The organism is Roseicella sp. DB1501, from assembly GCF_013112485.1.
Taxonomy (GTDB): domain Bacteria; phylum Pseudomonadota; class Alphaproteobacteria; order Acetobacterales; family Acetobacteraceae; genus Paracraurococcus.
The window spans coordinates 1-24,833 of record NZ_JABFHG010000002.1 but is presented as its reverse complement, the minus strand read 5'-3'; the positions used below and the strand labels follow the sequence as shown (position 1 = coordinate 24,833).

The 24,833-nt window shown below is 72.5% G+C and carries 26 protein-coding genes; 13 read left to right on the top strand and 13 right to left on the bottom strand.

Annotated features, from left to right (window positions below; translation table 11 throughout):
- Positions 1 to 46: 46 nt before the first annotated feature.
- The 6 genes from HJG45_RS03480 (at position 47) to HJG45_RS03455 (ending at position 5,063) form a co-directional block, all read left to right on the top strand.
- Complete coding sequence (locus HJG45_RS03480) at positions 47 to 994, top strand: glyoxylate/hydroxypyruvate reductase A (protein ID WP_171610712.1); 948 nt, start codon at positions 47 to 49, stop codon at positions 992 to 994.
- Position 995: 1 nt separating this feature from the next.
- Positions 996 to 1,766: a class II aldolase/adducin family protein gene (locus tag HJG45_RS03475; RefSeq protein WP_171610711.1), complete on the top strand. Its 771-nt coding sequence runs from the start codon at positions 996 to 998 to the stop codon at positions 1,764 to 1,766.
- Positions 1,763 to 2,899 carry an ABC transporter ATP-binding protein gene (locus HJG45_RS03470; protein ID WP_171610710.1) on the top strand — a complete coding sequence of 379 codons (1,137 nt, stop codon included), beginning with the start codon at positions 1,763 to 1,765 and terminating at the stop codon, positions 2,897 to 2,899. Before HJG45_RS03475 ends, HJG45_RS03470 begins: the two co-directional genes overlap by 4 nt.
- Positions 2,889 to 3,779: an ABC transporter permease gene (locus HJG45_RS03465; RefSeq protein ID WP_171610709.1), complete on the top strand. Its 891-nt coding sequence runs from the start codon at positions 2,889 to 2,891 to the stop codon at positions 3,777 to 3,779. The genes HJG45_RS03470 and HJG45_RS03465 overlap by 11 nt, the downstream gene beginning before the upstream one ends.
- A gap of 25 nt (positions 3,780 to 3,804) precedes the next feature.
- Entirely contained in the window at positions 3,805 to 4,593 is a 789-nt protein-coding gene (locus HJG45_RS03460; protein ID WP_171610708.1) for an ABC transporter permease, read from the top strand.
- Between the two features lie 137 nt (positions 4,594 to 4,730).
- Positions 4,731 to 5,063 carry a hypothetical protein gene (locus HJG45_RS03455; RefSeq protein WP_171610707.1) on the top strand — a complete coding sequence of 111 codons (333 nt, stop codon included), beginning with the start codon at positions 4,731 to 4,733 and terminating at the stop codon, positions 5,061 to 5,063.
- A gap of 15 nt (positions 5,064 to 5,078) precedes the next feature.
- Here the strand turns inward: HJG45_RS03455 and HJG45_RS03450 are convergent, their stop codons facing one another.
- A complete protein-coding gene (locus HJG45_RS03450) occupies positions 5,079 to 6,689 on the bottom strand; it encodes an ABC transporter substrate-binding protein (protein WP_254452272.1) in 1,611 nt (536 codons plus the stop codon).
- A 118-nt stretch (positions 6,690 to 6,807) separates the two neighbouring features.
- Here HJG45_RS03450 and HJG45_RS03445 point away from each other — a divergent pair, with 118 nt between their 5' ends.
- Positions 6,808 to 7,590, top strand: a complete 783-nt coding sequence (locus HJG45_RS03445) for a class II aldolase/adducin family protein (protein WP_171610705.1) — start codon at positions 6,808 to 6,810, stop codon at positions 7,588 to 7,590.
- A 240-nt stretch (positions 7,591 to 7,830) separates the two neighbouring features.
- Here HJG45_RS03445 and HJG45_RS03440 read toward each other — a convergent pair whose 3' ends face one another.
- Complete coding sequence (locus HJG45_RS03440; RefSeq protein ID WP_254452271.1) at positions 7,831 to 8,049, bottom strand: hypothetical protein; 219 nt, start codon at positions 8,047 to 8,049, stop codon at positions 7,831 to 7,833.
- Between the two features lie 255 nt (positions 8,050 to 8,304).
- On the opposite strand from HJG45_RS03440, the gene HJG45_RS03435 reads away from it, so the two are divergent.
- Positions 8,305 to 9,471, top strand: a complete 1,167-nt coding sequence (locus HJG45_RS03435) for an iron-containing alcohol dehydrogenase (protein ID WP_171610704.1) — start codon at positions 8,305 to 8,307, stop codon at positions 9,469 to 9,471.
- 30 nt (positions 9,472 to 9,501) lie between these two features.
- Here HJG45_RS03435 and HJG45_RS03430 read toward each other — a convergent pair whose 3' ends face one another.
- Both HJG45_RS03430 and secD read right to left on the bottom strand, forming a co-directional pair.
- Positions 9,502 to 10,665 (bottom strand): EAL domain-containing protein, encoded by a 1,164-nt coding sequence (locus tag HJG45_RS03430; protein ID WP_171610703.1) that lies wholly within the window; start codon positions 10,663 to 10,665, stop codon positions 9,502 to 9,504.
- Between the two features lie 105 nt (positions 10,666 to 10,770).
- Positions 10,771 to 13,350, bottom strand: coding sequence for a protein translocase subunit SecD (gene secD / locus HJG45_RS03425; protein WP_171610702.1), 2,580 nt, complete (start codon positions 13,348 to 13,350; stop codon positions 10,771 to 10,773).
- A gap of 198 nt (positions 13,351 to 13,548) precedes the next feature.
- Between secD and HJG45_RS03420 the strand changes: the two genes are divergently transcribed.
- Together HJG45_RS03420 and HJG45_RS03415 are read left to right on the top strand one after the other, a co-directional pair.
- Positions 13,549 to 13,800, top strand: coding sequence for a GlsB/YeaQ/YmgE family stress response membrane protein (locus HJG45_RS03420; RefSeq protein ID WP_171610701.1), 252 nt, complete (start codon positions 13,549 to 13,551; stop codon positions 13,798 to 13,800).
- A 476-nt stretch (positions 13,801 to 14,276) separates the two neighbouring features.
- On the top strand, positions 14,277 to 15,254 hold the full coding sequence (locus HJG45_RS03415) for a Gfo/Idh/MocA family protein (RefSeq protein ID WP_171610700.1): 978 nt from the start codon (positions 14,277 to 14,279) through the stop codon (positions 15,252 to 15,254).
- 285 nt (positions 15,255 to 15,539) lie between these two features.
- Here HJG45_RS03415 and lpxB read toward each other — a convergent pair whose 3' ends face one another.
- Genes lpxB through hisI form a run of 5 tightly spaced genes read right to left on the bottom strand, consistent with a single transcriptional unit; the run spans position 15,540 to position 19,738 of the window.
- Positions 15,540 to 16,715, bottom strand: a complete 1,176-nt coding sequence (gene lpxB, locus HJG45_RS03410; protein WP_171610699.1) for a lipid-A-disaccharide synthase — start codon at positions 16,713 to 16,715, stop codon at positions 15,540 to 15,542.
- Positions 16,712 to 17,593: a carbon-nitrogen hydrolase family protein gene (locus tag HJG45_RS03405; protein ID WP_171610698.1), complete on the bottom strand. Its 882-nt coding sequence runs from the start codon at positions 17,591 to 17,593 to the stop codon at positions 16,712 to 16,714. Before HJG45_RS03405 ends, lpxB begins: the two co-directional genes overlap by 4 nt.
- Entirely contained in the window at positions 17,590 to 18,189 is a 600-nt protein-coding gene (locus HJG45_RS03400; protein ID WP_171610697.1) for a GNAT family N-acetyltransferase, read from the bottom strand. The genes HJG45_RS03405 and HJG45_RS03400 overlap by 4 nt, the downstream gene beginning before the upstream one ends.
- An 11-nt stretch (positions 18,190 to 18,200) precedes the next feature.
- On the bottom strand, positions 18,201 to 19,298 hold the full coding sequence (locus HJG45_RS03395; protein WP_171610696.1) for a GTP-binding protein: 1,098 nt from the start codon (positions 19,296 to 19,298) through the stop codon (positions 18,201 to 18,203).
- Entirely contained in the window at positions 19,295 to 19,738 is a 444-nt protein-coding gene (gene hisI, locus HJG45_RS03390; RefSeq protein ID WP_171610695.1) for a phosphoribosyl-AMP cyclohydrolase, read from the bottom strand. The genes HJG45_RS03395 and hisI overlap by 4 nt, the downstream gene beginning before the upstream one ends.
- A gap of 39 nt (positions 19,739 to 19,777) precedes the next feature.
- Between hisI and HJG45_RS03385 the strand changes: the two genes are divergently transcribed.
- The 3 genes from HJG45_RS03385 to HJG45_RS03375 all read left to right on the top strand — a co-directional run bounded on the left by HJG45_RS03385 (position 19,778) and on the right by HJG45_RS03375 (position 21,100).
- Positions 19,778 to 20,278: a Fur family transcriptional regulator gene (locus HJG45_RS03385; protein ID WP_171610694.1), complete on the top strand. Its 501-nt coding sequence runs from the start codon at positions 19,778 to 19,780 to the stop codon at positions 20,276 to 20,278.
- 125 nt (positions 20,279 to 20,403) lie between these two features.
- Positions 20,404 to 20,817 (top strand): Rap1a/Tai family immunity protein, encoded by a 414-nt coding sequence (locus HJG45_RS03380; RefSeq protein WP_171610693.1) that lies wholly within the window; start codon positions 20,404 to 20,406, stop codon positions 20,815 to 20,817.
- A 10-nt stretch (positions 20,818 to 20,827) separates the two neighbouring features.
- Positions 20,828 to 21,100 carry a glycine zipper domain-containing protein gene (locus HJG45_RS03375; protein ID WP_171610692.1) on the top strand — a complete coding sequence of 91 codons (273 nt, stop codon included), beginning with the start codon at positions 20,828 to 20,830 and terminating at the stop codon, positions 21,098 to 21,100.
- Positions 21,101 to 21,248: 148 nt separating this feature from the next.
- On the opposite strand, the gene metC is transcribed toward HJG45_RS03375, so the two are convergent.
- Genes metC through HJG45_RS03355 form a run of 4 tightly spaced genes read right to left on the bottom strand, consistent with a single transcriptional unit; the run spans position 21,249 to position 24,690 of the window.
- Positions 21,249 to 22,448 (bottom strand): cystathionine beta-lyase, encoded by a 1,200-nt coding sequence (gene metC / locus HJG45_RS03370; protein ID WP_254452270.1) that lies wholly within the window; start codon positions 22,446 to 22,448, stop codon positions 21,249 to 21,251.
- Positions 22,448 to 23,293 (bottom strand): sulfurtransferase, encoded by an 846-nt coding sequence (locus HJG45_RS03365; RefSeq protein ID WP_171610691.1) that lies wholly within the window; start codon positions 23,291 to 23,293, stop codon positions 22,448 to 22,450. Before HJG45_RS03365 ends, metC begins: the two co-directional genes overlap by 1 nt.
- Before the next feature lie 36 nt (positions 23,294 to 23,329).
- Complete coding sequence (locus HJG45_RS03360) at positions 23,330 to 24,058, bottom strand: alanyl-tRNA editing protein (RefSeq protein WP_171610690.1); 729 nt, start codon at positions 24,056 to 24,058, stop codon at positions 23,330 to 23,332.
- Positions 24,058 to 24,690 carry an NUDIX domain-containing protein gene (locus tag HJG45_RS03355; protein WP_171610689.1) on the bottom strand — a complete coding sequence of 211 codons (633 nt, stop codon included), beginning with the start codon at positions 24,688 to 24,690 and terminating at the stop codon, positions 24,058 to 24,060. Before HJG45_RS03355 ends, HJG45_RS03360 begins: the two co-directional genes overlap by 1 nt.
- Positions 24,691 to 24,833: the final 143 nt, after the last annotated feature.

The following is a 24,833-nucleotide window of genomic DNA, read 5'->3' as shown; positions in this document are numbered from 1 at the left end:
GCTTCCTGCTAGGTCTTCCGCATCGAGACTGAGCGAGAGGTTAGGCATGGCCGGCCGGGTAATGGCCGTGAAATCGGGTGGCGAGGCCGGCTTCGCCGAATGGCGGGCCTGCTTCGCCGCCCTCGATCCGGGACTGGAATTGCTGCCCTGGGACGAGGCGCTGCGGCGACCCGGCATCGTCGACTATGCGCTGGTCTGGGATCCGGGCCCGGGCGAGCTGGCGCGGCTGCCACGGCTCCGCGCCATCTTCGGCGCCGGGGCCGGCGTCGATGCGCTGCTCGCCGATCCCGCCCTGCCGCGGCACGTCCCGCTGGTGCGCATGGCGATCCCCGAGGCGGCGCAGCGGATGGGCGAGTTCTGCTGCTGGGCGGCGCTGTCGCTGCTCAAGGAGGCGCGCCGCCTGGCGATCGCCCAGGCCGCCGGCGTCTGGGACTATTTCGAGCCGCCGCATCGCGCCGATCGGCGGACCGTCGGGCTGATGGGCCTCGGCACCATGGGCGCGCGCTGCGCCGCGATGCTGCAAGGCCTCGGCTTCCCGGTTATCGGTTGGTCGCGCAGCCCGAAATCCCTGCCCGGCGTCGAGAGCCATGCCGGCGCCGCCGCCCTGCCGGGCTTCCTCGCCCGCAGCGACATCCTCGTCTGCCTGCTGCCGGCGACGCCCGAGACGCGCGACATCGTCCGGGCCGAGACGCTCGCCATGCTGCCGCGCGGCGCCGGCTATATCGGCCTCGGCCGCGGCAGCCACCACCGGCTGGAGGACCTGCTCGCCGCACTCGACAGCGGCCAGCTCTCCGGCGCGGTGCTCGACGTCTTCGAGCCGGAGCCGCTGCCGTCTGGGCATCCGCTCTGGTCGCATCCCAGGGCGATCGTCACCCCGCATGTCGCCAGCCTGCCGAGCCGCGCCGAGCGCGCCGGCTACGTCGCCCGCGCCATCGCCGGCTTCGAGCGCGGCGAGCCCTTGCCCAACCTCTTCGATCCTGCGCGAGGCTACTGACATGCCCCTGCCGCCACCGCCCCGCCGCCCCGATCCCGACCATGTGCCGAGCGAGCGCGAGTTGCGCGAGGACCTCGCCGCCGCCTACCGGCTGCTGGCCGTGTACGGCATGACCGACCTGGTCTTCACCCATCTCTCGGCGCGCATGCCGGGAGAGGGCCACCGCTTCCTCGTCAATCCCTATGGCCTGCTCTTCGAGGAGGTCACCGCCAGCAGCCTCGTCGTGGTGGATGCCGAGGGCGAGCCGGCGCAGGCGACGAGCTGGCCGGTCAACCCCGCCGGCTTCGTCATCCATTCCGCCGTGCATCGCGGCCGCGCCGATGCGCATTGCGTCATGCATACCCATACCCTCGCCGGCATGGCCGTCGCGGCGCAGCAGGGTGGGCTGTTGCCGTTGAACCAGATGTCCATGGAGTTCGATGGCCGTCTCGCCTATCACGACTACGAAGGGGTGGCGGCGGACGACAACCTCTCCGAACGCGAGCGGCTGGTGCGCGACCTTGGCGACAAGCCCTGCATGGTGCTGCGGCATCACGGGCTGCTCACCGTCGGCCGCAGCGTCGCCGAGGCCTTCTACTGGATGTACTATCTGGAGCAGTCCTGCCGCATCCAGCTCGCCGCCCGGGCCGGCGGCGTGGCGCTCGACATCCCCTCGCGCGGCACGGTGGAGCGGACGCGGGCGCAGTTCAGCACCGGCCCGACCAAGGGCTGGCTGCCCTGGCAGGCGCTGCGCCGCAAGCTCGACCGCGAGCAGCCGGACTACCGGGATTGAGCGCCGCGACCCGGGAGGCGCCCCTCGCGCCGCGTGCCGGCAAGGGCACCGGCCATGCGCTCGAGCTCCGCGCGCTGAGCAAGCGCTACGGCGCCTTCACCGCCGTCGACGCCGTCTCGCTCCGCGTCGAGCGGGGCCAATTCCTGACGCTGCTCGGCCCCTCGGGCAGCGGCAAGACGACGATCCTGATGGCGATCGCCGGCTTCGTCGCGCCGAGCGAGGGCGCGGTGCTGCTCGACGGGCGCGACATCACCGCGCTGCCGCCGGAGCGGCGCGCGTTCGGCATGGTCTTCCAAGGCTACGCCCTGTTCCCGCATATGACGGTCGCCGAGAACGTCGCCTTCCCCCTGCGCGTGCGCCGGCTGTCGCGGGCCGAGCGGGAGGCCAAGGTGCGGGCGGCGCTCGACCTGGTGCAGCTCGACCGCTTCGCCGATCGCCGGCCGGCGCAGCTTTCCGGCGGCCAGCAGCAGCGGGTGGCGCTGGCCCGCGCCCTGGTCTTCGACCCCGACCTGCTGCTGCTCGACGAGCCGCTCTCCGCCCTCGACAAGAAGCTCCGCGCCGAGCTGCAGGAGGAGCTGAAGGCGCTGCACCGCCGGGTCGGGCGCACCTTCGTCAACGTGACGCATGACCAGGAGGAGGCGCTCTCGCTCTCCGACCAGGTCGCCATCCTGAACCACGGCCGGCTGGTGCAGATGGGCGCGCCCGCGGCGCTGTACGAGCGCCCGCGCACGCGCTTCGTCGCGGATTTCCTCGGCACCTCGAATTTCCTGCGCGGCACGGTGCAGGAGGCCGGCGACCCGGGCCTGGCGCTGCAGGCCGGCGGCACCCGCCTGCTGCAGGCCGGCGCCGACCTGCCGCCGGGCAGCCCGGTCCTGCTCTCGCTGCGGCCGGAGAAGATCGCGCTGCTCGGCGAAGCGGAGCGGGCGGCGAACGAGGTCGCCGGCACCATCGCCGCCTGGGCCTATCTCGGCGCCGGCTACAGCCTCACCGTGCGGACCGCCGATCTGGGCGCGTTGCGCGTCGCCCTGCCGGCCTGGCGGGCGCCGATCGCGCCGAGCGAGGGGCTGCCGGTCCGGCTCGGCTGGGCCGCGGATGCCGCCGTGCCGGTGCTGGAGGATGCCGATGCCGCGTGACGCCGCCGCGCTGCCGGCGGCCCCCGTCGCGGGCCATGGACTCGCCCTGCCGCGCGAGGCCGGCTGGTGGCTGCTGCTGGTGCCGGCCTTCCTGCTGATGACGGTGCTCTACCTGGCGCCGATCCTGCAGGTTCTGGCCATCTCGGTGACCGAGCCGGCGCCGGGCCTCGGCAATTACGAGCGGCTGCTCACCCATCCCGGCCTGCAGCGGGTGATCGTCACGACCCTCCGCATCTGCCTCGTCACCACCATCCTGTCGCTGCTGCTGGGCTATGCGCTCTCCTACGTCATCGCCCTGGCCTCGCCGCGGGCGCAGCGCTGGTGGCTGCTCGGCGTGCTGCTGCCGCTCTGGATCAGCGTGCTGGTTCGCGCCTTCGCCTGGGTGACGCTGCTGCGCCGGCAGGGGCTGGTGAATGAGGGACTGCTCGGCCTCGGCCTGATCGACCGGCCGCTGCCGCTGGTCTGGAACGAGTTCGGCATCGTCGTCGGCATGGTGCACTACATGGTGCCCTACGCGGTGCTGCCGATGCTGGCGGCGATGCGCGAGATCGACCCGCGCCTGCTGGCGGCGGCGCGCGGGCTCGGCGCCTCCCGCGGCACGGCCTTCCGCCGCGTCTTCCTGCCGCTCTCCGCACCGGGCCTGGTGGCGGCGGGCGTGCTGGTCTTCATCGTCACGCTCGGCTTCTACATCACCCCGGCGATCCTCGGCGGCGGCAAGACGCTGATGGCCGCGGAATGGATCAAGCTGCAGATCCTCGACCTAGTGCGCTGGGGCATGGGGGCGATGCTGGCGACGATGCTCGTGGTCACCATCCTCACCCTGCTCGGCATCTTCTCGCGCATCCTCGACCTGCGCCGGGTCTTCGGGGGCGGCCGATGAGGCCCGTCGGGTCGGAGCGCCCGGCATGAATGGCGGCCATCCCGCCGGGCCGCTGGCCCGGTTCCTGGCCTGGGGCACGGTGTTCTACCTGCTGCTGCCGATCACCATCGTCATTCCGGTCTCGCTGACCGACCAGCGCTACCTCTCCCTGCCGCAGGAGGGGCTGAGCCTGCAGCACTATGCGCGGCTGCTGGGCTCCGAGGCCTGGCTCTCGGCGATCGGCCAGAGCCTCTGGATCGCGCTCGGCGCCACCGCCGTCTCGGTCGTCGCCGGGACGCTCTGCGCCATCGGCTGCTGGCGCATCGGCCGGCGCAGCAGCGAGCTGGTCCGGGTCCTGATGCTGCTGCCGCTGATCATCCCGAGCATCGTCTACGCCATCGGCCTGTATCGCTGGTTCGGCTGGCTCGACCTGCTGGACCGCCTGCTCGGCGTGACGCTGGCGCATGGCGTCACCGGCATTCCCTATGTCGTCATCACCGTCTCGACCGCGCTCGCCGCCTTCGACCCGCGGCTCGAGCAGGCGGCGCGCGGCATGGGGGCGAGCCTCGGGCAGACGCTACGCTGGGTGATCCTGCCGCGCATCATGCCGGGCATCCTCTCCGGCGCCATCTTCGCCTTCATCCATTCCTGGGACGAGCTGGTGATGGTGCTCTTCATCGCCAGCCGCCAGGTGGTCACCCTGCCGCGCAAGATCTGGGACGGGATCAACGAGAATCTCGACCCGACCATGGCGGCGGTCGCGGTGCTGCTGATCCTGTTCACCGTGCTGTTGCTGGCGCTCGACGGGGCGGTGCGGTCGCGCGCAGGGCGCTGAGCCGGCACGCCGTTCCGGCATGTGTTCCAGGCCACAGGCAGCCTGCCTCCGGCTGCCCAGGATGACGCGGCAGGCGCCCGGCTTGACCCGGGATGCCCGCTTCCCGGAGGAGGAAGCGATGGAACCGCGCACCGTGCGTGTCTTCTGGGCGTGTCTTCTGGCGTAAGCAGAGATCGGGCTGGCTGAACTTCAACTGGAACGGACCGATCCAGCCGAACTCGGTCGTGCATGTCTCGGCCTGCGAATGCTTCTTCGTCCCGGGCAGCATCGCCGGGGTGGACGGCATCACGCTGCATCGCGGGGCCGCGACGATCCATGTGAAGAATGTGCGCGTGCACGGCCCGAACCCGGGCGACACCATCACCGGCGGCGTGGAGTTCTTCCTGCAGATCGACTGGAACGCGCCGCTCGATGTCGCCACCGACATCACCGTCATGGGACCGCCGGAGAGCAAGTTCATCCTCGGCTGAGCCGGACCCGACCCTCTATTTCTTCTCGACGCCCCAGAAGACCGGCACGGTCGTCGGCCGCAGCCCCTCGACCGTGCTGCGATGGGCGCTGAGCGTGCGGAACTGCCCGGCATTCACATAGGGCAGGGACTGATAGGCGCGGGCATGCACGGCATCGAGGATCGCCCGCCGCTTCGCCGCCTCCGGCTCCTCCCACCAGCTCCGTCGCAGCCGCTCCAGCTCGGCATCGCAGGGCCAGCCGGCCAGCCCGCCCTCGCAGGGGCTGGCGAGATAAAGGTTGCTCAGCGGGTCCTGGGCATCAAGGACATTGGCGACGGTGACGAAGAGGTTCCAGCCGCCCTGCTCCTGCGGCTCGCGCCGGTTGCGCCGCTGGGTGAGCGTCGCCCAGTCCATCGCCGGGACATCCATGGCGAGGCCGCCGCGCTGCAGCGCCGCCGCCATGGTCAGCGTCGCGGCATTGTTGATCGGGCTGTCGGTGGCGTTGAGGAACACCACCTTGCGTCCGTCATAGCCGGCCTCCCGCAGCAGGGCCGCCGCGCGCGCCGGATCGGCCTCGCGCAGCCCGGCGGCCCCGGCATGGCTCTCGAGCGGCGTGCCGCAGAGGAAGTAGGAGGGGCAATAGGGCACCTGCTCGCTCGGCCGGATGCCGGCCGCCTGCAACACCTCCTGCTGGTTCACCAGATGCAGCAGCGCCTGCCGCGCCTTCGGATCGTTGAAGGGCGGCACCAGGTGGTTCGGCCGCAGCCAGATCATGTAGCCGACCGGATTCAGCGCGAAGAGCCGGATGCCGCGGGCGCGCTCGAGCAGCGGGATGACGTCGGGGGAGGGCTGCTCGATGACGTCGATCTCGCCGCTCTGCAGCGCCGCCGCCGCCGTCGCCGCATCCGGCATGGAGAGCCATTCCAGTCGCTCGACCTTCACCACCTTGCCGCCGGCGAGTCCGTCCGGCGGCTCCGGCCGCGGCCGGTAGGCGGGGTTGCGGCGATAGACGGCGCGGTCGCCGGCGCGCCATTCCTTCGCCTCGAAGATGAAGGGGCCGGAGCCGGTGGCGTCGGTGATCGCGGTGCTGGCCGGCGTCTGCGCCAGCCGCTCCGGCATCACGAAGAGCGCGCTGGCGGTCGGCCGCGCCAGCGCCTCCTTCACCAGGGCGAAGGGCTGGGCGAGGGTGAGGGTGAAGCTCCGCTCGTCCGCCACCTCGAGCGAGGCGGTCGCCGCCGCCAGCGCCTTGCCCACCACGTCGCGCTGCGCCCAGCGGCGGATCGAGGCGACGGCATCGGCCGCCCGCACCGGCGCGCCGTCATGGAAGACGAGCCCCTCGCGCAGGGTGAAGCGCCAGCGCATCCCATCCGCGGAGCGCTCGAAGCGCTCGACCATCTGCGGCTGCGCCTCGCCTTTGCTGTCGAGGGCGAAGAGCTGGTCATAGACCATGAAGCCGTGGTTGCGTACGAAGGCGGCTGTGGACTGCACCGGATCGAGGCTGCCGAGGTCGTTGATCAGCACCACCCGGAGCGTCGCGCCCGGCCGGTCCTGGGCGGCGCCCGGCGCGGCTGCCAGCCCGGCAAGCAGCGCGGCGAGGCCCGCGCCGGCGATCCGGCGGCCGAAGCCGGGGCGGGGATGACGGGCCAAGGCGCTCTCCTGCGATGGGTCGGGGAGCGGCATGGTCGCGCGATGCGGCGGCGGGGCGCAACGCGGATTGACGCGCCGGGCCGGGCAGGCCGACCATCCGCCATCCGAGGAGCCTGCCATGAACATCGCCACCCCGCCGGCATCGCTGCGCCCCTGGTCCGAGGAGGAATGGCGCATCCGCTGCGACCTCGCCGCCCTGTACCGGCTCTGCGCGCATCACCGCTGGACCGACTGGATCTTCACCCATATCAGCGCCCGGGTGCCGGGGCCGGAGCACCATTTCCTGCTCAACCGCTACGGCGTCATGCATCACGAAATGCGGGCGAGCGACCTGGTGAAGATCGACATCGAGGGCAATCCGGTCGACGAGCATCCGGGTTGGGATGGCAGCGGGGAGCTGGTGAACAAGGCCGGCTTCGTGATCCATTCCGCCGTGCATGCGGCGCGCGAGGACGCGCATTTCGTCATCCACACCCATACGCGCGACGGCATCGCCGTCTCAGCGCAGAAGCATGGGCTGCTGCCGATCAGCCAGCACGCCATGAAGTATTACGGCCATCTCGCCTATCACGACTATGAGGGCATCGCGCTCGACGAGGATGAGCGGGTGCGGCTGGTCGCCGATCTCGGCACGCACAACGCCATGATCCTGCGCAATCACGGCCTGCTGGTCTGCGGTCCGAGCGCGGCGCAGGCCTATGACGAGCTCTACTACCTCGAGCGCGCCTGCTCGGCGCAGGTCGCCGCACTGGCCGGTGGGGCCGAACTGGTCATCCCGCCGCCCTCGGTCTGCGAGCACGCGGCCTGGCAGTTCCGCCGGCCGGGCGGCGAGCACGTCCGCGCCATCGCCTGGCAGGCAGCGCTGCGTCTGATCGAGGGTGGGCCCGACTGGCGGAGCTGAGCGTGCCGCCGCGGCGATCCGGCAAGCCGCTATCGCCCTGGGCGATGGCAGCCTCGCCTCCCTCGAGCCGCGTTGACCTCTCCTCATGCTCCTCATCGGAGCCGATGGGCATGGCTTCACCGGGGCAATGGGGGTTCCCGGCCCCCGCAATGCCGCCCTGATGCGAAAGGACGCATCGCGGTGCCGAGACGACCGCTTCCCCCAGGGTTCGCTGCGGTGACGGGCGGGCAGGCGCCGCCCTCAGGCCTCCGGCCGGGCCCGCCGCCTGCCGCGCAGGCGCTCGCGCTCCGCGCGATCCTCCTCGATCATCCGCAGCAGATCCTCCGGGATTGGCTCGGAGGCGATGTCGTCAAAGGCGGTGCGCAAGCTCTCACGCAACCATAAGTCGAAGGCGTCATCCTCCGGTGCGGTCGGCTCCGGGATGGGTGGGCGACGCCGGCGTGCCGGCATGTCGGTCATGGCACGAGCCTCCCCTCCTCGGTCTCGATGATGCAACGCCCGGAGGCCGTATCGGCTGCGTCCTAGCGCACATTGCGTCGTGGTGAGGCCTGGCTGTCACAAAAAGATGGCGGCGCCGGCGCGCCTTGCGGGTGATCGCCCTCGCCCTATGCTGGCGCGCCAGACCATGGTCTGGCGCGTTGTTGGATCGTGTGAGTCTCGCCTTCGGTGAGTCCACCTCAGGCGATCACGCTCTGGAACCGGGGAGGGGCCGTCATGCTTGCCACCATCGTCTCGCCGCGCCTGATGCGGATCGGCGGCGGCAGCGTGAGCCAGATCGCCGAGGTGCTCGGCCTGTTCGGCCTGTCGCGGCCGCTCGTCGTCACCGATCCCTGGATGGTGTCCTCCGGCACGGTCGATCGCTGCCTGGAGCCGTTGCGCGCCGCCGGTCTCGCGCCCGCCATCTTCGCCGAGACCGTGCCCGACCCGACGGATACCGTGATCGCCGCCGGCGTCGCGGCGCTGCGGGCGGGGGATTTCGACTGCCTCATCGGCTTCGGCGGCGGCAGCCCCATGGACACGGCGAAGGCCATGGCGATCCTCGCCGCGGCGCCGCCCGAGGCGCGCATGCGCGACTTCAAGGTGCCGGCCCAGGCGGACAGGGGCGCGGTGCCGGTGATCTGCATCCCCACCACCGCCGGGACCGGCAGCGAGGCGACGCGCTTCACCGTCATCACCGATACCGAGACGGACGAGAAGATGCTGATCGCCGGCCTCGGCGCCCTGCCGCTCGCCGCCATTGTCGATTACGAGCTGACCTACAGCGTGCCGCCGCGCACCACGGCCGATACCGGCATCGACAGCCTCACCCACGCGCTCGAGGCCTATGTGTCGAAGCGGGCCAATCCGCATGCCGACAGCCTCGCCCTCTCGGCGATGCGACTCATCGGCCGGCATCTGCGCATCGCCTATCACCAGCCGCGCAATGCGGCGGCGCGCGAGGCGATGATGCTCGGCGCGATGCAGGCCGGGCTCGCCTTCTCGAATTCCTCGGTCGCGCTGGTGCATGGCATGTCGCGCCCGATCGGCGCGCATTTCCACGTGCCGCACGGGCTGTCCAACGCCATGCTGCTGCCGGCGGTCACTGAATTCGGGCTGAATGACGCGCTGCCGCGCTATGCTGAGGCGGCGCGCGCCATCGGCGTCGCCACCGTCGAGGATGCCGACCAGGTCGCCGGCTCGAAGCTGCTCGAGGAGCTGCGCGCGCTCAACCAGGAGCTCGGCGTGCCGACGCCGAAGGGATACGGCATCGCCGCCGGGCAATGGGACGGGCTGCTGCCGCTGATGGCGCGGCAGGCCCTCGCCTCTGGCAGCCCGGCCAACAATCCGCGCGTGCCGGACGAGGGCGAGATCATCGGCCTCTACCGCAAGGTCTATGGCTGATCCGGGCGGCGTTCCCAGCGAAACAAAGCCTTAGGCCAGACGGCTGCGGCGCCAGCGGGCCCACCAGCCGGTGAGGGCCGGCGCCGGCAGCGGGCGCCCGACCGCATAGCCCTGGCCGAAATCCACGCCGAGCTGGCCAAGAGCGGCCCAGATGCGGCCGTCGGAAATGCCCTCGGCGATGACCGTCTGGCCCTGCGACTTCGCCAGCCGCACCAGCCGCCGCACCTCCTGCCGGCCATGCGCCTCGGTCGGCAGGCGCCGCACCAGCGAGCGGTCGAGCTTCAGCCCGGAGAAGGGCAGGCGCAGCAGCGCCTCCCGCCCATCGCCCGGGGCGACGTCGTCCAGCAGCACCCGATAGCCGGCCTGCCGCAGTCGCAGCAGCACGCGGTGCAGCTGCGCCAGGTCGTGCACCGGGGTGGTCTCGGTCAGCTCCAGCGCCACTTGCCGCGGCCCGAGCCCATGGTGGCCGAGCGCATGCCGCAGCCAGCTCTGCAGGTCGCCCTGCAGCAGCTGCGCGAGCGGCAGGTTGATCGACACGCCCAGCCGCAACCGCGGCCAGAGCCGGCCGATCTCGAGCGCCGCCGTGCGGGCGACGCTGAACGACAGGCTGCGCCCCAGCCCATGCCGCTCGGCCAGCGGCACGAAGGCATCCGGCGGCACCGCCGCCTCGGGCCGATGCCAGCGCGCGAGCGCCTCGACCATGACAGGCCGGCGGTCCGACAGGCGTACGATGGGCTGGTAGTGCACGCTGATCTCGCCGCGCGCCAGGCTCTCCCGCAGCGTGGCCGCGGAATGGCCCTGCTGCGGCGGCCCATCGGTGCAGGGGGTGGCGAGGGCGCGGGCCAGGGCATCGGCCTCCCCGGGCACGGGGGCGGCCCAGCGCGCCGCGCCGCGGGCCGGGTCCGGGGCGGGGGCCAGAAGGATCAGGGCGGTCCGGGTCGCGGGATCGGCCAGCGTCGCCAGCAATCCCGGCCATGCCGCCCCGGCGGCGATCGGGTCGCAGACGAGATGGCCGGGCGCCGGGCCGGGGCAGGCGAGGCGGGCCAGGGCCTCATCGCCGTTTCGGACAAATCGGGTGAGCCGCCCGAGCTGGGCGGCGGCCGCCGTGGCCGCCGCGATCTGGATCGGATCCCGCGCCAGAACGAGGACCTGCTCTCCACGCGCACTGCCGAGGGATACGCCTGAAGAGTGCACGGCCACGCTTCCGATAACACTAACGCGGGAATATACCGCGAATCGGCCCCCGATCCATGCCAGTTTTTAGCGATGGCGAGACAATTTTGAGAGGGCTCCCGCCGGTCAGATGCCGACCGGCGCCCCCGCCTTGGCCGGCTTCGGCGCCGCCTCCCCACCCGGCCGCAGGCGGTTCCGCCCCGTGTAGAGCACGATCGGCGCTGCGATGAAGACCGAGGAGGAGGCGCTGACCACGATGCCGAACAGCATCACCCAGGCGAAGCCCGCCAGCGTGTCGCCGCCGAACAGCGCCAGCGGCACCGCCGAGAGCAGCAGCGTCATGGAGGTGCCGAGCGAGCGGTTCAGCGTCTCGTTGATCGAGAGATCGACCAGCTGGCGAAGCGGCATCTGCTTGTATTTCCGCAGGTTCTCCCGCATCCGGTCGAACACCACCACCTTGTCGTTGGCCGAGAAGCCGATGACCGTCAGGATCGCCGCCACGGTGGTCAGGTTGAACTCCACCCCGAACAGCACCATGAAGCCGACCGTCTTGGTGGTATCCAGGATCAGGGTGACGATGGCCGCGATGGCGAACTGCCACTCGAAGCGGAACCAGATGTAGAACAGCATCGCCACCAGGCTGAGGCCGAGGGCGATCATGCCGCCGCGGAACAGCTCGTCCGAGACCCGGTTGCCCACCGCCTCGGTGCGCAGGATCCGGGTGCCCGGCGCCACCTTCTCGACCGCGTCGCGCACCGCATTGACCGCGGCCTGGGTGCCGCCCTCATTGCCCTGGACCGGCAGGCGGACCAGGACCGTGCTCTCGTCGCCGAATTGCTGCAGGCCGACATCGCCGAGGTCGAGGGCGCCGACCGCCGAGCGCAGCGCCGCCAGGTCGGCGGTCCCCGGCGTGCGGACCTCCATGGTGATGCCGCCCTTGAAGTCGACCCCCTTCGTCAGCCCCGGATAGAAGGCGCCGATCACCGAGAGGGTGGAGAGCACGGCCGAGACCATGAGGCCGGCCCGGGCGCCCCGCATGAAGGGGATCGTCGTCACATCCGGCACCAGCCGGAACATCGGCCGCGCCAACCGGCCGAGCAGGCCCCGCCCGTCCTCCAGCACCGGCAGCTCCTTCGGCCGCCGGGCGCGGTACCACCAGGAGACCATGAGCCGGACCAGGGTGGTCGCGGTCCACATCTGCACGATGGTGCCGATCGCCACGGTCACGGCGAAGCCCTTCACCGTGCCGCTGCCGAAGATGTAGAGGCAGGCCATGGCGATCAGGTTCGTCAGGTTCGAATCCATGATCGTGCCGGAGGCCTTGGTGAAGCCGGCCTCCAGCGCCGAGATGGGCGTGCGGCCGTTCTTCACCTCCTCGCGGATGCGCTCGTTGATCAGGATGTTGGCGTCGAGCGCGGTGCCGAGGGTGAGCACGATGCCGGCGATGCCCGGCAGGGTCAGCGTCGCCTGCAGCACCGAGAGCGCCGCCAGCATCAGCATGATGTTGACCAGCAGGGCGATGTTGGCGAGCCAGCCGAACAGGCCGTAGGCGAGGCCCATATAGAGGAAGACGAAGAGCGCGCCGGCGGCCAGCGCCATGACGCCGGCCCGGATGGCATCCGCCCCCAGCTCCGGCCCGACCGTCCGCTCCTCCACCACGGTGAGCGGCGCCGGCAGCGCGCCCGCCCGCAGCAGCACGGCGAGGTCGGCGGCCGACTTGGCGTTGAAATTGCCGCTGATCTGGCCGCGGCCGCCGGTGATCGGCTCGCGGATCACCGGGGCGGTGATGACCTTGTCGTCGAGCACGATGGCGAAGGGGCGGCCGACATTGGCCCGGGTCACATCGGCGAAGCGGCGGGTGCCGAGGGAATCGAAGGTGAAGTTCACCACCCACTCGCCGCTGCGGCCATCCTGGCCGGCCCGGGCATCGGTGAGGTTGGCGCCGTCCACCTCGACCCGGCGGCGCACGGCGTAGCGCTCGGTCTGCCCGGCCCGGTTCTCGCCGGCGAGGAACATCACCCCCGGCGGCGGCGTCGCGGCGGTCGGGCTGACGCTTTCGTCGAGCAGGTGGAAGGTCATGCGGGCGGTCTTGCCCAGCAGCTCCTTGATCCGGTTCGGGTCCTCGACGCCGGGAAGCTGCACCAGGATGCGGTTCTGCCCCTGGCGGGCGATCAGCGCCTCGGCCACGCCGGTCTCGTCGATGCGGCGGCGGACGATCTCCAGCGACTGCTCCACCGCGCCGGTTGCCTTGGCGCGCAGCCCGGCCTCGGTCAGGGTGGCGGTGACGGTGCCGTCCGGCGCGCTGGCGACCTCGATATCCGGCGTGCTGGTGCCGATCCCGGTCGGGATCTGGTTGGCCAGCTCGCGCAGCTGCGCCACCGCCATCGGCGCCTGCGCCGGGTCGCGGACGCGCAGCGACAGGCGCCGCTGCGCCGGATCGGTCGCCAGGTTGAGATAGCCGATAGTCTGCTGCCGCAGCCGCGTCCGGGCGCCGTCGGCCAGGCCCTCCAGCCGCTCATGCACCACCGCATCGAGATCGACGTCGAGCAGCAGGTAGGAGCCGCCGCGCAGGTCGAGGCCGAGCGAGAATTGCCGCGCCCAGGAGGGCAGCTCGGATTTCGGGAAGAAATTCGGGAGGCAGAGCAGCGCCCCGAGCAGGCAGACCGCGAGAATGGAGAGGGTCTTCCAGCGCGCGAAATACATCATGGCGCGGTCGGGCTCATGGTCTGGCCTGTCCTTCGGGGGGCGTCGGCCCCCTGGAAATTCGGCCGGGAATGTGACGACCGGGGCCCGGCGATGCAAGCCTCGGCGCCAGGAGGGCCGCGCCGCCTCGCCCGCGAGCCATTCCGCGATGCAACCAACGCCGGCGCCGGAGCTTAACCGAGCGGCAGCGGAGGGATTGCCATGGGTATCATCGGAACCATCATCATCGGCTTCCTGGCCGGTCTCGTCGCCAAATTCCTGCATCCGGGGCGCGATCCCAGCGGCTTCATCATCACGACGCTGCTCGGCATCGTCGGGGCCGTGGTGGCGACCTATCTGGGTCAGGCGGTTGGCTGGTACCGTGCCGGCGAGGGGGCCGGCTTCATCGGCGCGGTGGTCGGCGCGGTCATCGTGCTGGCGATCTGGGGCTTCGCCTCCCGCCGCTCGGCCTGACGGCAACGGCCCTCATGTGCGACCGCATGAGGGCCCCCGTGCCCGTCCCCGTCCGGGGCCGGCCGCCAGGACCGGATTGGCGACATCCCGCTGCCCCGCGAACAACGGGACGGGGCGCATTCCGCCGTTCCAATCAGAATGGATGCGCTTTGGACCATGATCCGCTCGCACAGGGTCGCGGATCACGGTCCAGGCCGTCGCTTGATCGCGTGAGTCACGCTTTTCGCTGAGGCCACCTCAAGCGATCACGCTCTAGCCTATTGTTTTCAGAGCATCTTCACCCGTTCGCGTGTTTCCACTCGAACAGGATCTGCTCTAGAGCATCGCCGCAAGGGCGGATGCTTCGCCCCTGCGGCCGGCTGCCATCGCCGTCCGCCCCGCAGCGTGGGCGCGCCGGCGCGGGCTTCCGGGCAGGGCCGCGGCGCGGCCGCCCCGGGGGCCTCGCTTCCGGCCTCCCAGGGAATCGGACTGGCGGCATGGCTCTCAGGATCGGCGTCATCGGCACCGGGCATTTCGGGCGCTTCCACGCGCTGAAGCTGGCGGCGCGCGGGACGCTCTCCGGCGTCCACGATGCCGATCCGGCCCGGGCCAAGGCGGTCGCGGCGGAATGCGGCACCCAGGCGCGGGACGTCGCCGGGCTGCTCGCCGGCAGCGACGCGCTCATCATCACCGTCCCCACCGCCTTCCACCACGCCTATGCGCTGCAGGCCATCGCGGCCGGCCGGCACCTGCTGGTCGAGAAGCCGATCGCGGCCACTGTCGCCCAGGCCGAGGCGATCATCCGCGGCGCCCGCGACCGCGGCCTGGTGCTGCAGGTCGGGCATATCGAGCGCTATTCCGCTGCCATCCGCACCCTGCGCGAGAGCGGCGCCGGGCAGGGCGCCCTGTCCCTGGAGGCGACCCGCGTCGCCCCCTTCCGGCCGCGCAGCCTGGATGTCTCGGTGGTGCTGGACCTCATGATCCACGACATCGACCTGATCCTCAGCCTCGCAAGGTCGCCGCTCGCCGGCGTCGCGGCGGTGGGCCGGCCGGTGATGTCCGACCATTTGGATTTCGTCGTCGCGCAGCTCCGCTTCGCCAGCGGCGCCGCGGCGACGGTGACGGCGAGCCGGATCAGCCTCGGGCTGGAGCGGCGGCTGCGCCTGCTCGGCCCGGGCGGCGAGACGCGGGTGGATTTCCTCGCCCGCAGCCTTGAGCGCCTGCGCCCGGGCGGGGCCGAGCCGGTCGCCGCCATGCCCGGCTGGGGCATCGACCGCGCCACCTGGACCGAGCATGACAGCCTGGAGGCCGAGCAGGCCGCCTTCATGGCGAGCATCGAGGCCGGGGCGCCGGTGGAGGCGAGCGGCGAGGTCGGGCTGCGGGCGCTTGATGCCGCCCTGCGGATCGAGCAGGCGGCGGCCGCCGGCCAGGCCCCCGGCGCCGCGCGCCGGGCGGCGCCGCGGCTACCCGATTGATGATGTCCCCACGACGTCGCTGCGCGCCGTCGTGGGGCCCCCGGGGATTCGCACCTGAGCCTTGATGCGTCACAGCCTGCCGCCGCGAAGCCGCGGCAAGGCAACGGGGAGCGACCGTTCTGATGGGTGTCGGAATGGCCGGACCCGCAGCCGGTTGAGCGCCCGAGCGGGCGCCGCCGCCGGTGCGGCGCAGCCAAGCCACCGGCGGTGCCGCCGGCGAGTGAGGGCATCGATGTGTCGACATCGATGCGCGTCGGTTTGCGGCGGCTGGGGCGCGGCGCCGTCTCAAGCTGAGGCCGGGTGCTCGGCCGCCGCGATCTGCTCCAGCACCGCCGCGGCGGCGGCCTCGCTCGGCAGGCCCTCCGGCGGCCGCAGCCGGGCGAGGACCTCGGCGAAGCCGGCCCGCTGCGCCGCCGCCTGCGCCGGCTCCCGCAGCAGGGCGGTGAGCCCATCGGCCAGCGCCTCCGGCGTGCAGGCCTCCTGCAGCAGCTCCGGCACCACCTCGCGCTCCGCCAGCAGGTTCACCAGCGAGGCATGCGGCACCTGGATGAGGCGGCGGACGATCGCCGCGGTGACCGGGTTGATCCGGTAGGCGACCAGATGCGGCACGCCGGCCACCGCCATCTCGAGGCTTGAGGTGCCGGACTTGATCAGCCCGGCGCCGCCCGAGCCGGCGACCGCCGCATAGGCATCGTGCTTCTCCGCCGCGCCGCGGACCAGGATGGGCCGCACCGGCCAGTCGGCGACGCCCTCGCGCACCGCCGCCTCGACCGGGCCGGCGAGCGGCAGCACCGGGCGCAGCCCCGGCACCGCGGCGGCGGTCCGCCGCAACGCCTCGCCGAAGACGCCGAGCAACCGCCGCACCTCGCCGCGCCGGCTGCCGGGCATCACCAGCACCGGCCGGTCGGCCGGGCCCAGTCCCTGGGCGGCGCGGAAGCGGGTGGCATCGCCGGTATCGGCGCCGCTCTCCAGCACCGGATGGCCGACGAAGCGCACCGGGATGCCCGCCGCCTCGAAGAAGGGTGCCTCGAAGGGCAGCAGCGCCAGGATGCGGTCGACGCGCCCGGCGATCTTGCGCACCCGGCCCGGCCGCCAGGCCCAGACCTGCGGTGCCACGTAATGCACCACCGGGATGCCGCGCGGCCGCACCCGCGCCGCGACCCGCAGCGTGAAGCTCGGCGCGTCGATGGTGACCAGCACGGCCGGGCGGCGGGCGAGGATGTCGGCCTCGGTCTCGTCGAGGCGCCGGACGATGCCGCGCAGCTTCGGCACCACCTCCAGCAGGCCCATGAGCGAGAGCTCGCGCATCGGGAAGAGGCTGCGCAGCCCCTGCTCCTGCATCCGCTCGCCGCCGATCCCGGCGAAGGCGATCCCCGGCCGGTGCCGGCGCAGCGCCGCCATCAGCCGCGCTCCGAGCAGGTCGCCGCTCGCCTCGCCGGCGAGGAGATAGACGAGGGTCACGCGAAGCCGGCGGGACGGGCGGGCGGGACGGGGCCGGGCGGCCAGTCGCGGTGGTTGAGGACGGCGCCCTCGCGCCTCACGGCCTCGATACGGGCGGGATCGAGCGCGGCGATGGCCCAGCCCGGCTGGTCCAGCCCGGCCGCGGCGAGGAGGCCATCCGCCGGGAAGCCGCGATCGACCGGGCCGAAGACCGCCGCCTCGCCGCGATTCTCATCGAGCGCCGCCGACCAGGGGGCGGTGCCGACGGTCGGCGCGACGGCGACGAAGCACTGGTTCTCCAGTGCCCGCGCCTGGGCGGCGAAGCGCACCCGGTTGAAGCCGTGCAGCGTATCGGTGCAGGTCGGCACCAGGAGGAGCCAGGCGCCGGCCTCGACCTGGGCGCGGACATGCAGCGGGAACTCGGCATCGTAGCAGACCGAGATGCCGATCCGGCCCCAGGGCGTGTCGAAGACCCGCGGCGCGGCGCCGGGCGAGACGCCCCAGCGCTCCGCCTCGAAGCGGGTCATCGCATGCTTGTCCTGGAAGGCGAGGCGGCCCTCGGGGGTGATCAGGGGGGCGCGGTTCACCACCCGGCCCTCGATTGCCATCGGCAGCGTGCCGGGCTGCAGCCAGAGCCGGTGGCGCCGCGCCGCGCCGCGCATCGCCTCCAGGATCTCCGGCGCCGCGGCGGTGAGCGCCCGCAGCTCGGCGGCCTCGTTGGCCACCTCCCGGCCGGTGAGGGCCGCGCCGAGCTCGGCGCAGGCATATTCCGGCAGCACGGCGAGGTCGATCCGGCCGGCCGCCTGGCCGAGCCAGTGGTCGAGCCGGGCGGCGAAATCGGCGATGCCGGCGGGCCGGCCGACCGGCCAGGCGAGGGCGCCGAGGCGCAGCGCGGTCACCGCGGGTCCTTCAGCCAGAAGGCGAGGCGGTGCGGCGTCTCCCGCTCGTCGCCATGCTCCTTCCAGGCGAAGACGCAGGTGAGGTCGGGGTGGTGGACATAGCCGCGCCGGCGCCAGAAGCCGTCAAGCGGCACGTAGCCGGCCGGGCGGCGGGGGTCGTTCGGGTCGCGCTGCACGGCGCAGAAGGCGGCGGCGGGCAGGCCGAGGCGCCTGGCATGCGCCTCGCGCGCGGCGAAGAAGCCGACCCCCGCGCCGCGACCGCGATAGGCCGGCAGCAGCACGCTCTCGCCGAAATAGCAGAAGCGGGCGGGATCCAGCCCACGGGCGCGGAAGGCGGCGGGCACCGGCCCGTGCGAGGCGAGCATCGGCTGGCAGGTCGCCATGCCGACCGGCGCCTCGCCGTCGAAGGCGACCACCACCGCGGCATCGGGGTCGGCGGCATAGGCGGCGATGTAGCGCGCCTCATGCGCCGCGTCGCCGTCGTAGAGATAGGGCCATTCGGCGAAGACGGCGATGCGCAAATGCGACAGGGCCGGCAGCCTGGCCTGCAGCGCCGCGCCCGAGAGGGTCTCCAGCCGGAGCGGGGGAGGGGTCATGCGCCGAGGGGTCATGCGCCGAGGGGGCCGGGCGGGGCATCCCCGGTCGCCGCCTGCTGCCGGGCGCTCTCGGCGAAGGCCCGCAGCCCCTTCTCGACCGTCGCGCGGTCGAGGTCGCGCAGGATGAAGACGAGGCGCGAGCGGCGGTCGTCGCCCTCCGGCCAGCGTTCCAGCTTCACCGGCGGGTGGAAGAGGTGCTGCACGCCATGGATGGCGACCGGCCGCTCCTCGCCCTCGAGGTTCAGCAGGCCCTTGATGCGCAGCACGCTCTCGCCTCGGGTCATGGTCAACACCTCGAGCCAGGTGGCGAGGCCGTCCCAGGGCAGCGGATGGTCGAAGGTGAGGCAGAAGCTGTGGATGCGGGCATCGTGGCGGTTGGCGTCGTGGTCGTGGCCGTGATGATGGTGGCCGTGGTGGTGGTCCTGCCAGGCCTCGGCATCCAGCCAGCGGCGCACGTCCGGATGTTTGCGCGTCGCGTCGTAGAGGCCGCAATCGAGCAGCGCCTCGGGCTCGATCTCGCCCTGCAGCGCGTTCAGCAGCGGCGCGCCGGGATTGAGCTCGCGCAGCCGCGCCCAGAGCGCCGAGACCGTCGCCGGCGTCGCCAGGTCGGTCTTGGTCAGCACCAGCCGGTCGGCGACGGCGGCCTGCTTCACCGCCTCGGCCTGGGCATCGAGCGTCGCCATGCCGGTCGCGGCATCGACCAGCGTCACCACCCCGTCCAGCCGGTAGCGGTGCAGCACCACCGGGTCGCTCATCAGCGTCTGCAGGATCGGCGCCGGATCGGCGAGGCCGGTCGTCTCGACCACGACGCGACGGATGGCGTGGCCCTGCTCGATCCGCAGCGCCAGGTCGCGCAGCGCCCGCACCAGGTCGCCGCGCACGGTGCAGCAGAGGCAGCCGGCATTCAGCAGCACCGTGTCGCCGTCCAGCCGCTCGACCAGCAGGTGGTCGAGGCCGACCTCGCCGAACTCGTTGATCAGCACCGCCGTGTCGCTGAGCGCCGGATGGCGCAGCAGGCGGTTCAGCAGCGTGGTCTTGCCGGAGCCGAGGAAGCCGGTGAGGACGGTGACCGGCACCGGCTCCGGCCGGGAGGGTGTCGGCGTGTTCATCGGCCGTACAGCGCCTCGGGCGCGATCTCGGGCGTCGCGATCTCGGCCAGCGCGCCCTCGCGCAGCGCCCGGTAGAAGCAGGAGCGGCGGCCGGTATGGCAGGCCACGCCGGTCTGCTCGACCAGGGCGAGCAGCGTGTCGCCGTCGCAATCGAGCCGCAGATCGACCAGGCGCTGCTGCTGGCCCGAGGTCTCGCCCTTGCGCCAGAGCCCGCCGCGGCTGCGGGAATAGTAGCAGACGCGGCCGGTCGCCAGCGTCTCCTCCGCCGCCTCGCGGGTCATCCAGGCCAGCATCAGCACCTCCCCGGTATCGTGCTGCTGGGCGATGCAGGGGACGAGGCCGCGGGAATCGAAGCGGATGGCATCGAGCAGCCGGGCCCGGGCGGCAGGATCGGTGATGGCTGGATCGGCGATGGCGGGGTTCGCGGCGGCGGTTGTCATGCGCCTATATAAGGGGTGGATGGCTTCAGGGAGAATGGCATGACCCGCGTCGCGCCGACGGAGGCGAGCCTCGACCACGCCGCCGCGCTCTGCGCCCGGCGCGGGGCGCAGCTCACCCCGCTGCGGCGGCAGGTGCTGCAGCTGGTGCTGGAGGCGGAGGCGCCGGTCGGCGCCTATGCCCTGCTCGACCGGCTCAAGGAGAGCCGGGAGCGCGCCGCGCCGCCCACCGTCTACCGGGCGCTGGATTTCCTGGTGGAGCAGGGGCTCATCCACAAGGTGGAGCGGCTGAACGCCTTCATCGGCTGCATCGACGCGCTCGACCATCCCGAGGATTGCGGCTGCGACGCGGCGCATGACCACCCGCACCAGTTCCTCATCTGCGGCCGCTGCGGCGCCACGGCCGAGATCAGCGATGCCGGCGTGGCGCTCGCCTTGGCACGGGCGGCGCGCCAGGCGGGATTCGCGCCGCGGCGCGCGACGGTCGAGGTCGAGGGGCTCTGCGCCCGTTGCGCCGCCGACCCGGCCGCGGGGGCTAGCTGAGCGGCGGCGCGGCCGGAGCCAGCCACACCGCATGCCCGCGGCGGTTGCCCGCAGCGGTTGCAGGACTCCGTCCGGCCGGTGTCTTCTAGATGGGCGCGGCCCGATGGCCCGCAGGGAGACATGGAATGCCATCACGCACATCCCTCGTCCTTGCCCTTGGCGGAGCCCTGGCCGCAATGCCGGCCGCGGCCGAGGTCACGCAGCAGAATTTCCGCGGCGGCCGCACCGGCGACCTCGCCGCGCTCTGCGGCGCGACCGCGCAGGACCCGCTGCACAGCGTGGCGCTCGCCTGGTGCCAGGGCTTCCTGGTTGGGGCCGGGCAGTACCACCAATCCGTCGCCGCGGCGGGCGCCGGCGGGAAGCGGCTCTTCTGCCTGCCAACGCCCGAGCCGACACTCGATCAGGCCCGCCAGGCCTTCGTCGCCTGGGCCGGCAGCCACCCGCAATATGCCGGGGAGCGGGCCGTGGACGGCCTCACCCGCTTCGCCGCCGACACCTATCCCTGCCCGCGCGCCGAAATGCCGCGGACGCGCCGCTGAGGGCCCCGCCATGCGCAAGACATTCCTCCTGCCGGTCGTCCTCGGGCTCGGCCTCGTCGGCTGCGGCGACCTGAACCCGACGCAGCAGCGCACCCTGACCGGCGGCGCGGCCGGCGCCGCCGGCGGCGCGCTGGTCGGCGCCATCGCCGGCGATGCCGGGCTCGGCGCGCTCATCGGCGGCGGCCTCGGCGCCGGCGGCGGCTATCTCTTCGACCAGAGCCAGCAGGCGCAGCAGCGCGCCTATCAGCAGGGCTACTACCAGGGCCGCAGCTCGCGGCGCTAGAAATCCCCACGATGTCGCTGCGCGCCATCGCGGGGGCCCCAGGCGTCGCACCTGACCCTTGTTGCGTCACAGCCTACCGCGGCGAAGCCGCGGCAGGGCAACATGACGACCCCGCGAAGCCGTCGCCCGCCGGCTTCGCGGGATGCCGTCAGCCGCCGAGGCGGGAGAGGCCCTGCTCGAGATCGGCGATCAGGTCGGCCGGCTCCTCCAGCCCGACATGGATGCGGCACATCGGCCCGCCGAAATCGCCGGTGCCGGCGGTGCGGGTGAGGTTGCCGGTGGTGGCGATGCAAAGGCTCTCGAAGCCGCCCCAGCTCGCGCCGATGCCGAAGAGCTGCAGCGAATCGATGAAGCGGCAGAGATCCTCGAAGGAATAGCGCGGCTCCAGCACCAGGCCGAACAGGCTGCAGGCGCCGGAGAAGTCGCGCTGCCAGAGCGCGTGCTGCGGATGCTCGGGCAGGGCGGGGTGCAGCACCCGCAGCACCTCCGGCCGCCCGCTCAGCCAGCGCGCCACCTCCAGCCCGCTCGCCGCCTGCCGCTGCAGCCGCGTCGCCATGGTCCGCACGCCGCGCAGCGCCAGCCAGCAGTCATCCGGCGAGGCATATTGCCCGAGCTGCGAGGCGGCGGCGCGCAGCACCCGCCAGTCCTCCTCGCTGTTGACGGTGACGCTGCCGAGCAGGATGTCGGAATGGCCGCCGACATATTTCGTCAGCGCCTGGATGGAGACGTCGACGCCCTTCTCGAAGGGCTGGAAATGGTGGATGCCCCAGGTGTTGTCCATCATCACCTTGGCGCCGCGCGCATGCGCGGCACGGGCGATCGCCGGGATGTCCTGGATCTCGAAGGTGTGGCTGCCCGGACTCTCGGTATAGACCACCCTTGTGTTCGGCCGGATGATCGCGGCCATGCCGGCCTCGTCCAGGCAGGGATCGTAATAGGTAGTCTCGACGCCCCAGCCGCGCAGCAGCCCGTCGCAGAAATTGCGCGCCGGGCCATAGACGCTGTCCGGCATCAGGCAGTGGTCGCCGGCTTTCAGCCAGGCCTGCAGCGGCACCGTCACCGCGGCGAGGCCGGTGCCGAGGATGAGGGCGCGGCTGCCGCCCTCGATCTCGGCGATCACGTCCTCCAGCGCGTAATGGGTCGGCCCGCCCTGCGTGCCGTAGGTCATGTACTGCTCGAAGCGGTGCTTCGCGCCCTCGCGCCGTGCCGCACAATCCGGGAAGAGGACGGTCGAGCCGCGATGCACGGCCGGGTTCACGAAGCCATGCACATGCGTGCCGGCCCGCCCGGCATGGCTCATGCGCGTGGCGAAGCCCTGGCGCCGCTGCGGGGTCATGTCGTCGGGCATCAGCCGGTCACCTTCGGGGTCTCGGGCCGCGCGGCCCATTCGCTCCAGGAGCCGTCATAGACGGCGGGCTCGGGGAAGCCGGCCCGAACCAGGCCGAGGGCGAGGGCGCAGGCGGTGACGCCCGAACCGCAGGAGGTGACGACCGGCCGCTCCGCCGTCACCCCGGCGGCCGCGAACATCCGGTGCAGCTCGGCCGGATCCTTCATGGTGAGGTCGGGATTCAGCAGCTCGGAGGAGGGGAGGTTGGCCGCGCCCGGCATGTGGCCCGAAGGCAGGTCCTTGCGCGGCTCCGGCGCGCTGCCCTCGAAGCGGCCGCGCGCCCGGGCGTCGAGGATCAGCGCCTCGCCGCCGCCCTGGCGGATGATGCGCTTGATGTCGCCGATGCCGCGCAGCCGCTCCGCCCGGAAATCCGGGACGAAGCGCGCCGCCGGCCGGGAGGCGCCCTCGCCGGTCTCGACCGGCCGGCCCTCGCGCTGCCATTTCGGCAGGCCGCCATCCAGCACCGCCGCCGCGTCATGCCCGAAGAGCCGCATCATCCACCAGCCGCGCGCCGAGGCGCGCAGCCCGTGCTGGTCGTAGAAGACCAGGCGCGCGGCGTTGGAGATGCCGAGCTCGCCGGCGAGCCGGGCGAAGCGCCCCGGCGTCGGCACCATATGCGGCAGGTCGGTCTCCGGATCGCCGATCTGGTCGATGTCGAAGAGCTGCGCGCCGGGGATGTGCGCGGCGCGGAAGCCCTCCTGCTTGTTGCCCGGCTCGCCGGGCAGGTAGGTCGAGCAGTCGAAGACCAGCAGGTCGGGCTTGCCGAGCTCCGCCGCCAGCCATTCGGTCGAGACCAGGTTGTCCATGCCGCTCACTCTCCTAAGGCTTGTCGTCGCCGCGCCTCATGCCAGGGGATCGGCCAGGACGAGGTAGATGCGGCGGTTCTGCTTGCCCTTGTTCTCGAGCTTCGTCACCTCGCCCCGGCCGATCTCGCCCGTGTGGCGCAGATGCGTCCCGCCGCAGGGCTGCAGGTCGACCGGCGCCGCCTCGGCGCCGATGCGCACCAGCCGGATGCGCCCCGCCGCGCGCGGCGGCTGCACCGACAGCGTGCGGACGAGGCCCGGATTGGCGTCGAGCTCGGCCTCGGTGATCCAGTGCTCGCCGACCGGATGATCCTCGGCGACCAGGCGGTTGAGCTGCTCGGTCAGCCATTCCCTGGCCGGCGGCTCGGCCAGGGCGAAATCGAGGCGCGAGCGCTCGGCGCCGATCTGCCCGCCGGTCACGCCCGCGCCGGGCAGCAGGCTGCAGAGCAGGTGCAGCGCCGTGTGCATGCGCATGTGGCGGTGGCGCAGCCCCCAGTCGAGCCGCGCCAGCAGCGGCGTGCCGGGGGGCGGCAGCGGCGCGCCCGGCTCGGGCAGGTGCAGCACCGTCTCCTCCGGCCCCTTCACGGCGCGCAGGATGGGGGTGTGGCCGCCCTCCCAGCGCAGGGTGCCGGCATCGCCGGGCTGGCCGCCCGCCTGGGCGTAGAAGGGGGTGCGGTCCAGCAGGATCCCCTCCGCGCCGGCGGCGAGCACGGTCGCATCGGCCTCGGCGCAGTAGGCGTCGTCGCGGTAGAGCAACTCGGTCGGCATCAGGCCCAGTCCTGTCGCAGCCGCGCGCGATGATGCCGCAGCCACCACAGGCAGAGCATCGTCGTCGCGTTCATGATGCGGTTGGCGTCGAGCATGGCGAAGGCCTCTGCCGCCGGCACGACCAGCAGGCGGGTCTCCTCCTGCTCCTCGGCGAGGCCATGCGTTCCGCCGCCCGGCGGCAGCGCGACCCGGGCGGCGTAGAGATGCATCGTCTCGTCGCAGCCGCCTTGCATCAGCATGGTGCGGCAGATCGGCTCGAAGCGGTCGGGGCGGAGGCCGGTCTCCTCCAGCGTCTCGCGCCGGGCCACCGCCTCCGGCGCCTCGCCCGGCTCGCGCAGCCCGGCCGGGCATTCGATCATCACCGGCTCCAGCCCGGCGGCGAGGGCGGGCAGGCGGAACTGCTCGATCAGCGCGATGGCATCGGCGCGCGGGTCGTAGGGCAGGATGGCGACGCCGCCATGCCGCCGCCACAGCTCCCAGGTCAGCTCGCCGGAGCGGCTGCCATCGAAGCGGGTATAGGTGAAGCGCACGCGCTGCAGCGGGAAGCGGCCGTCCCAGACCACCTCGTCGTCGAGCACCGTCACGCCGGGATGCGCCGGGATCGGCGGCGCCTTTGCGGGTCTGGCCTTCATGCGGCGGCGACCCTAGCACTACCTGGGCACTTCAAGTCAGGCCTTGCCACCTCCATCTGGTCGCTGACGGACGTTGTGAGAGGTGGAGATGGCAGGATTGGGCGGCGTCGGCGGCGATCTCGATCGCTGGCTGGAGCCGTTTC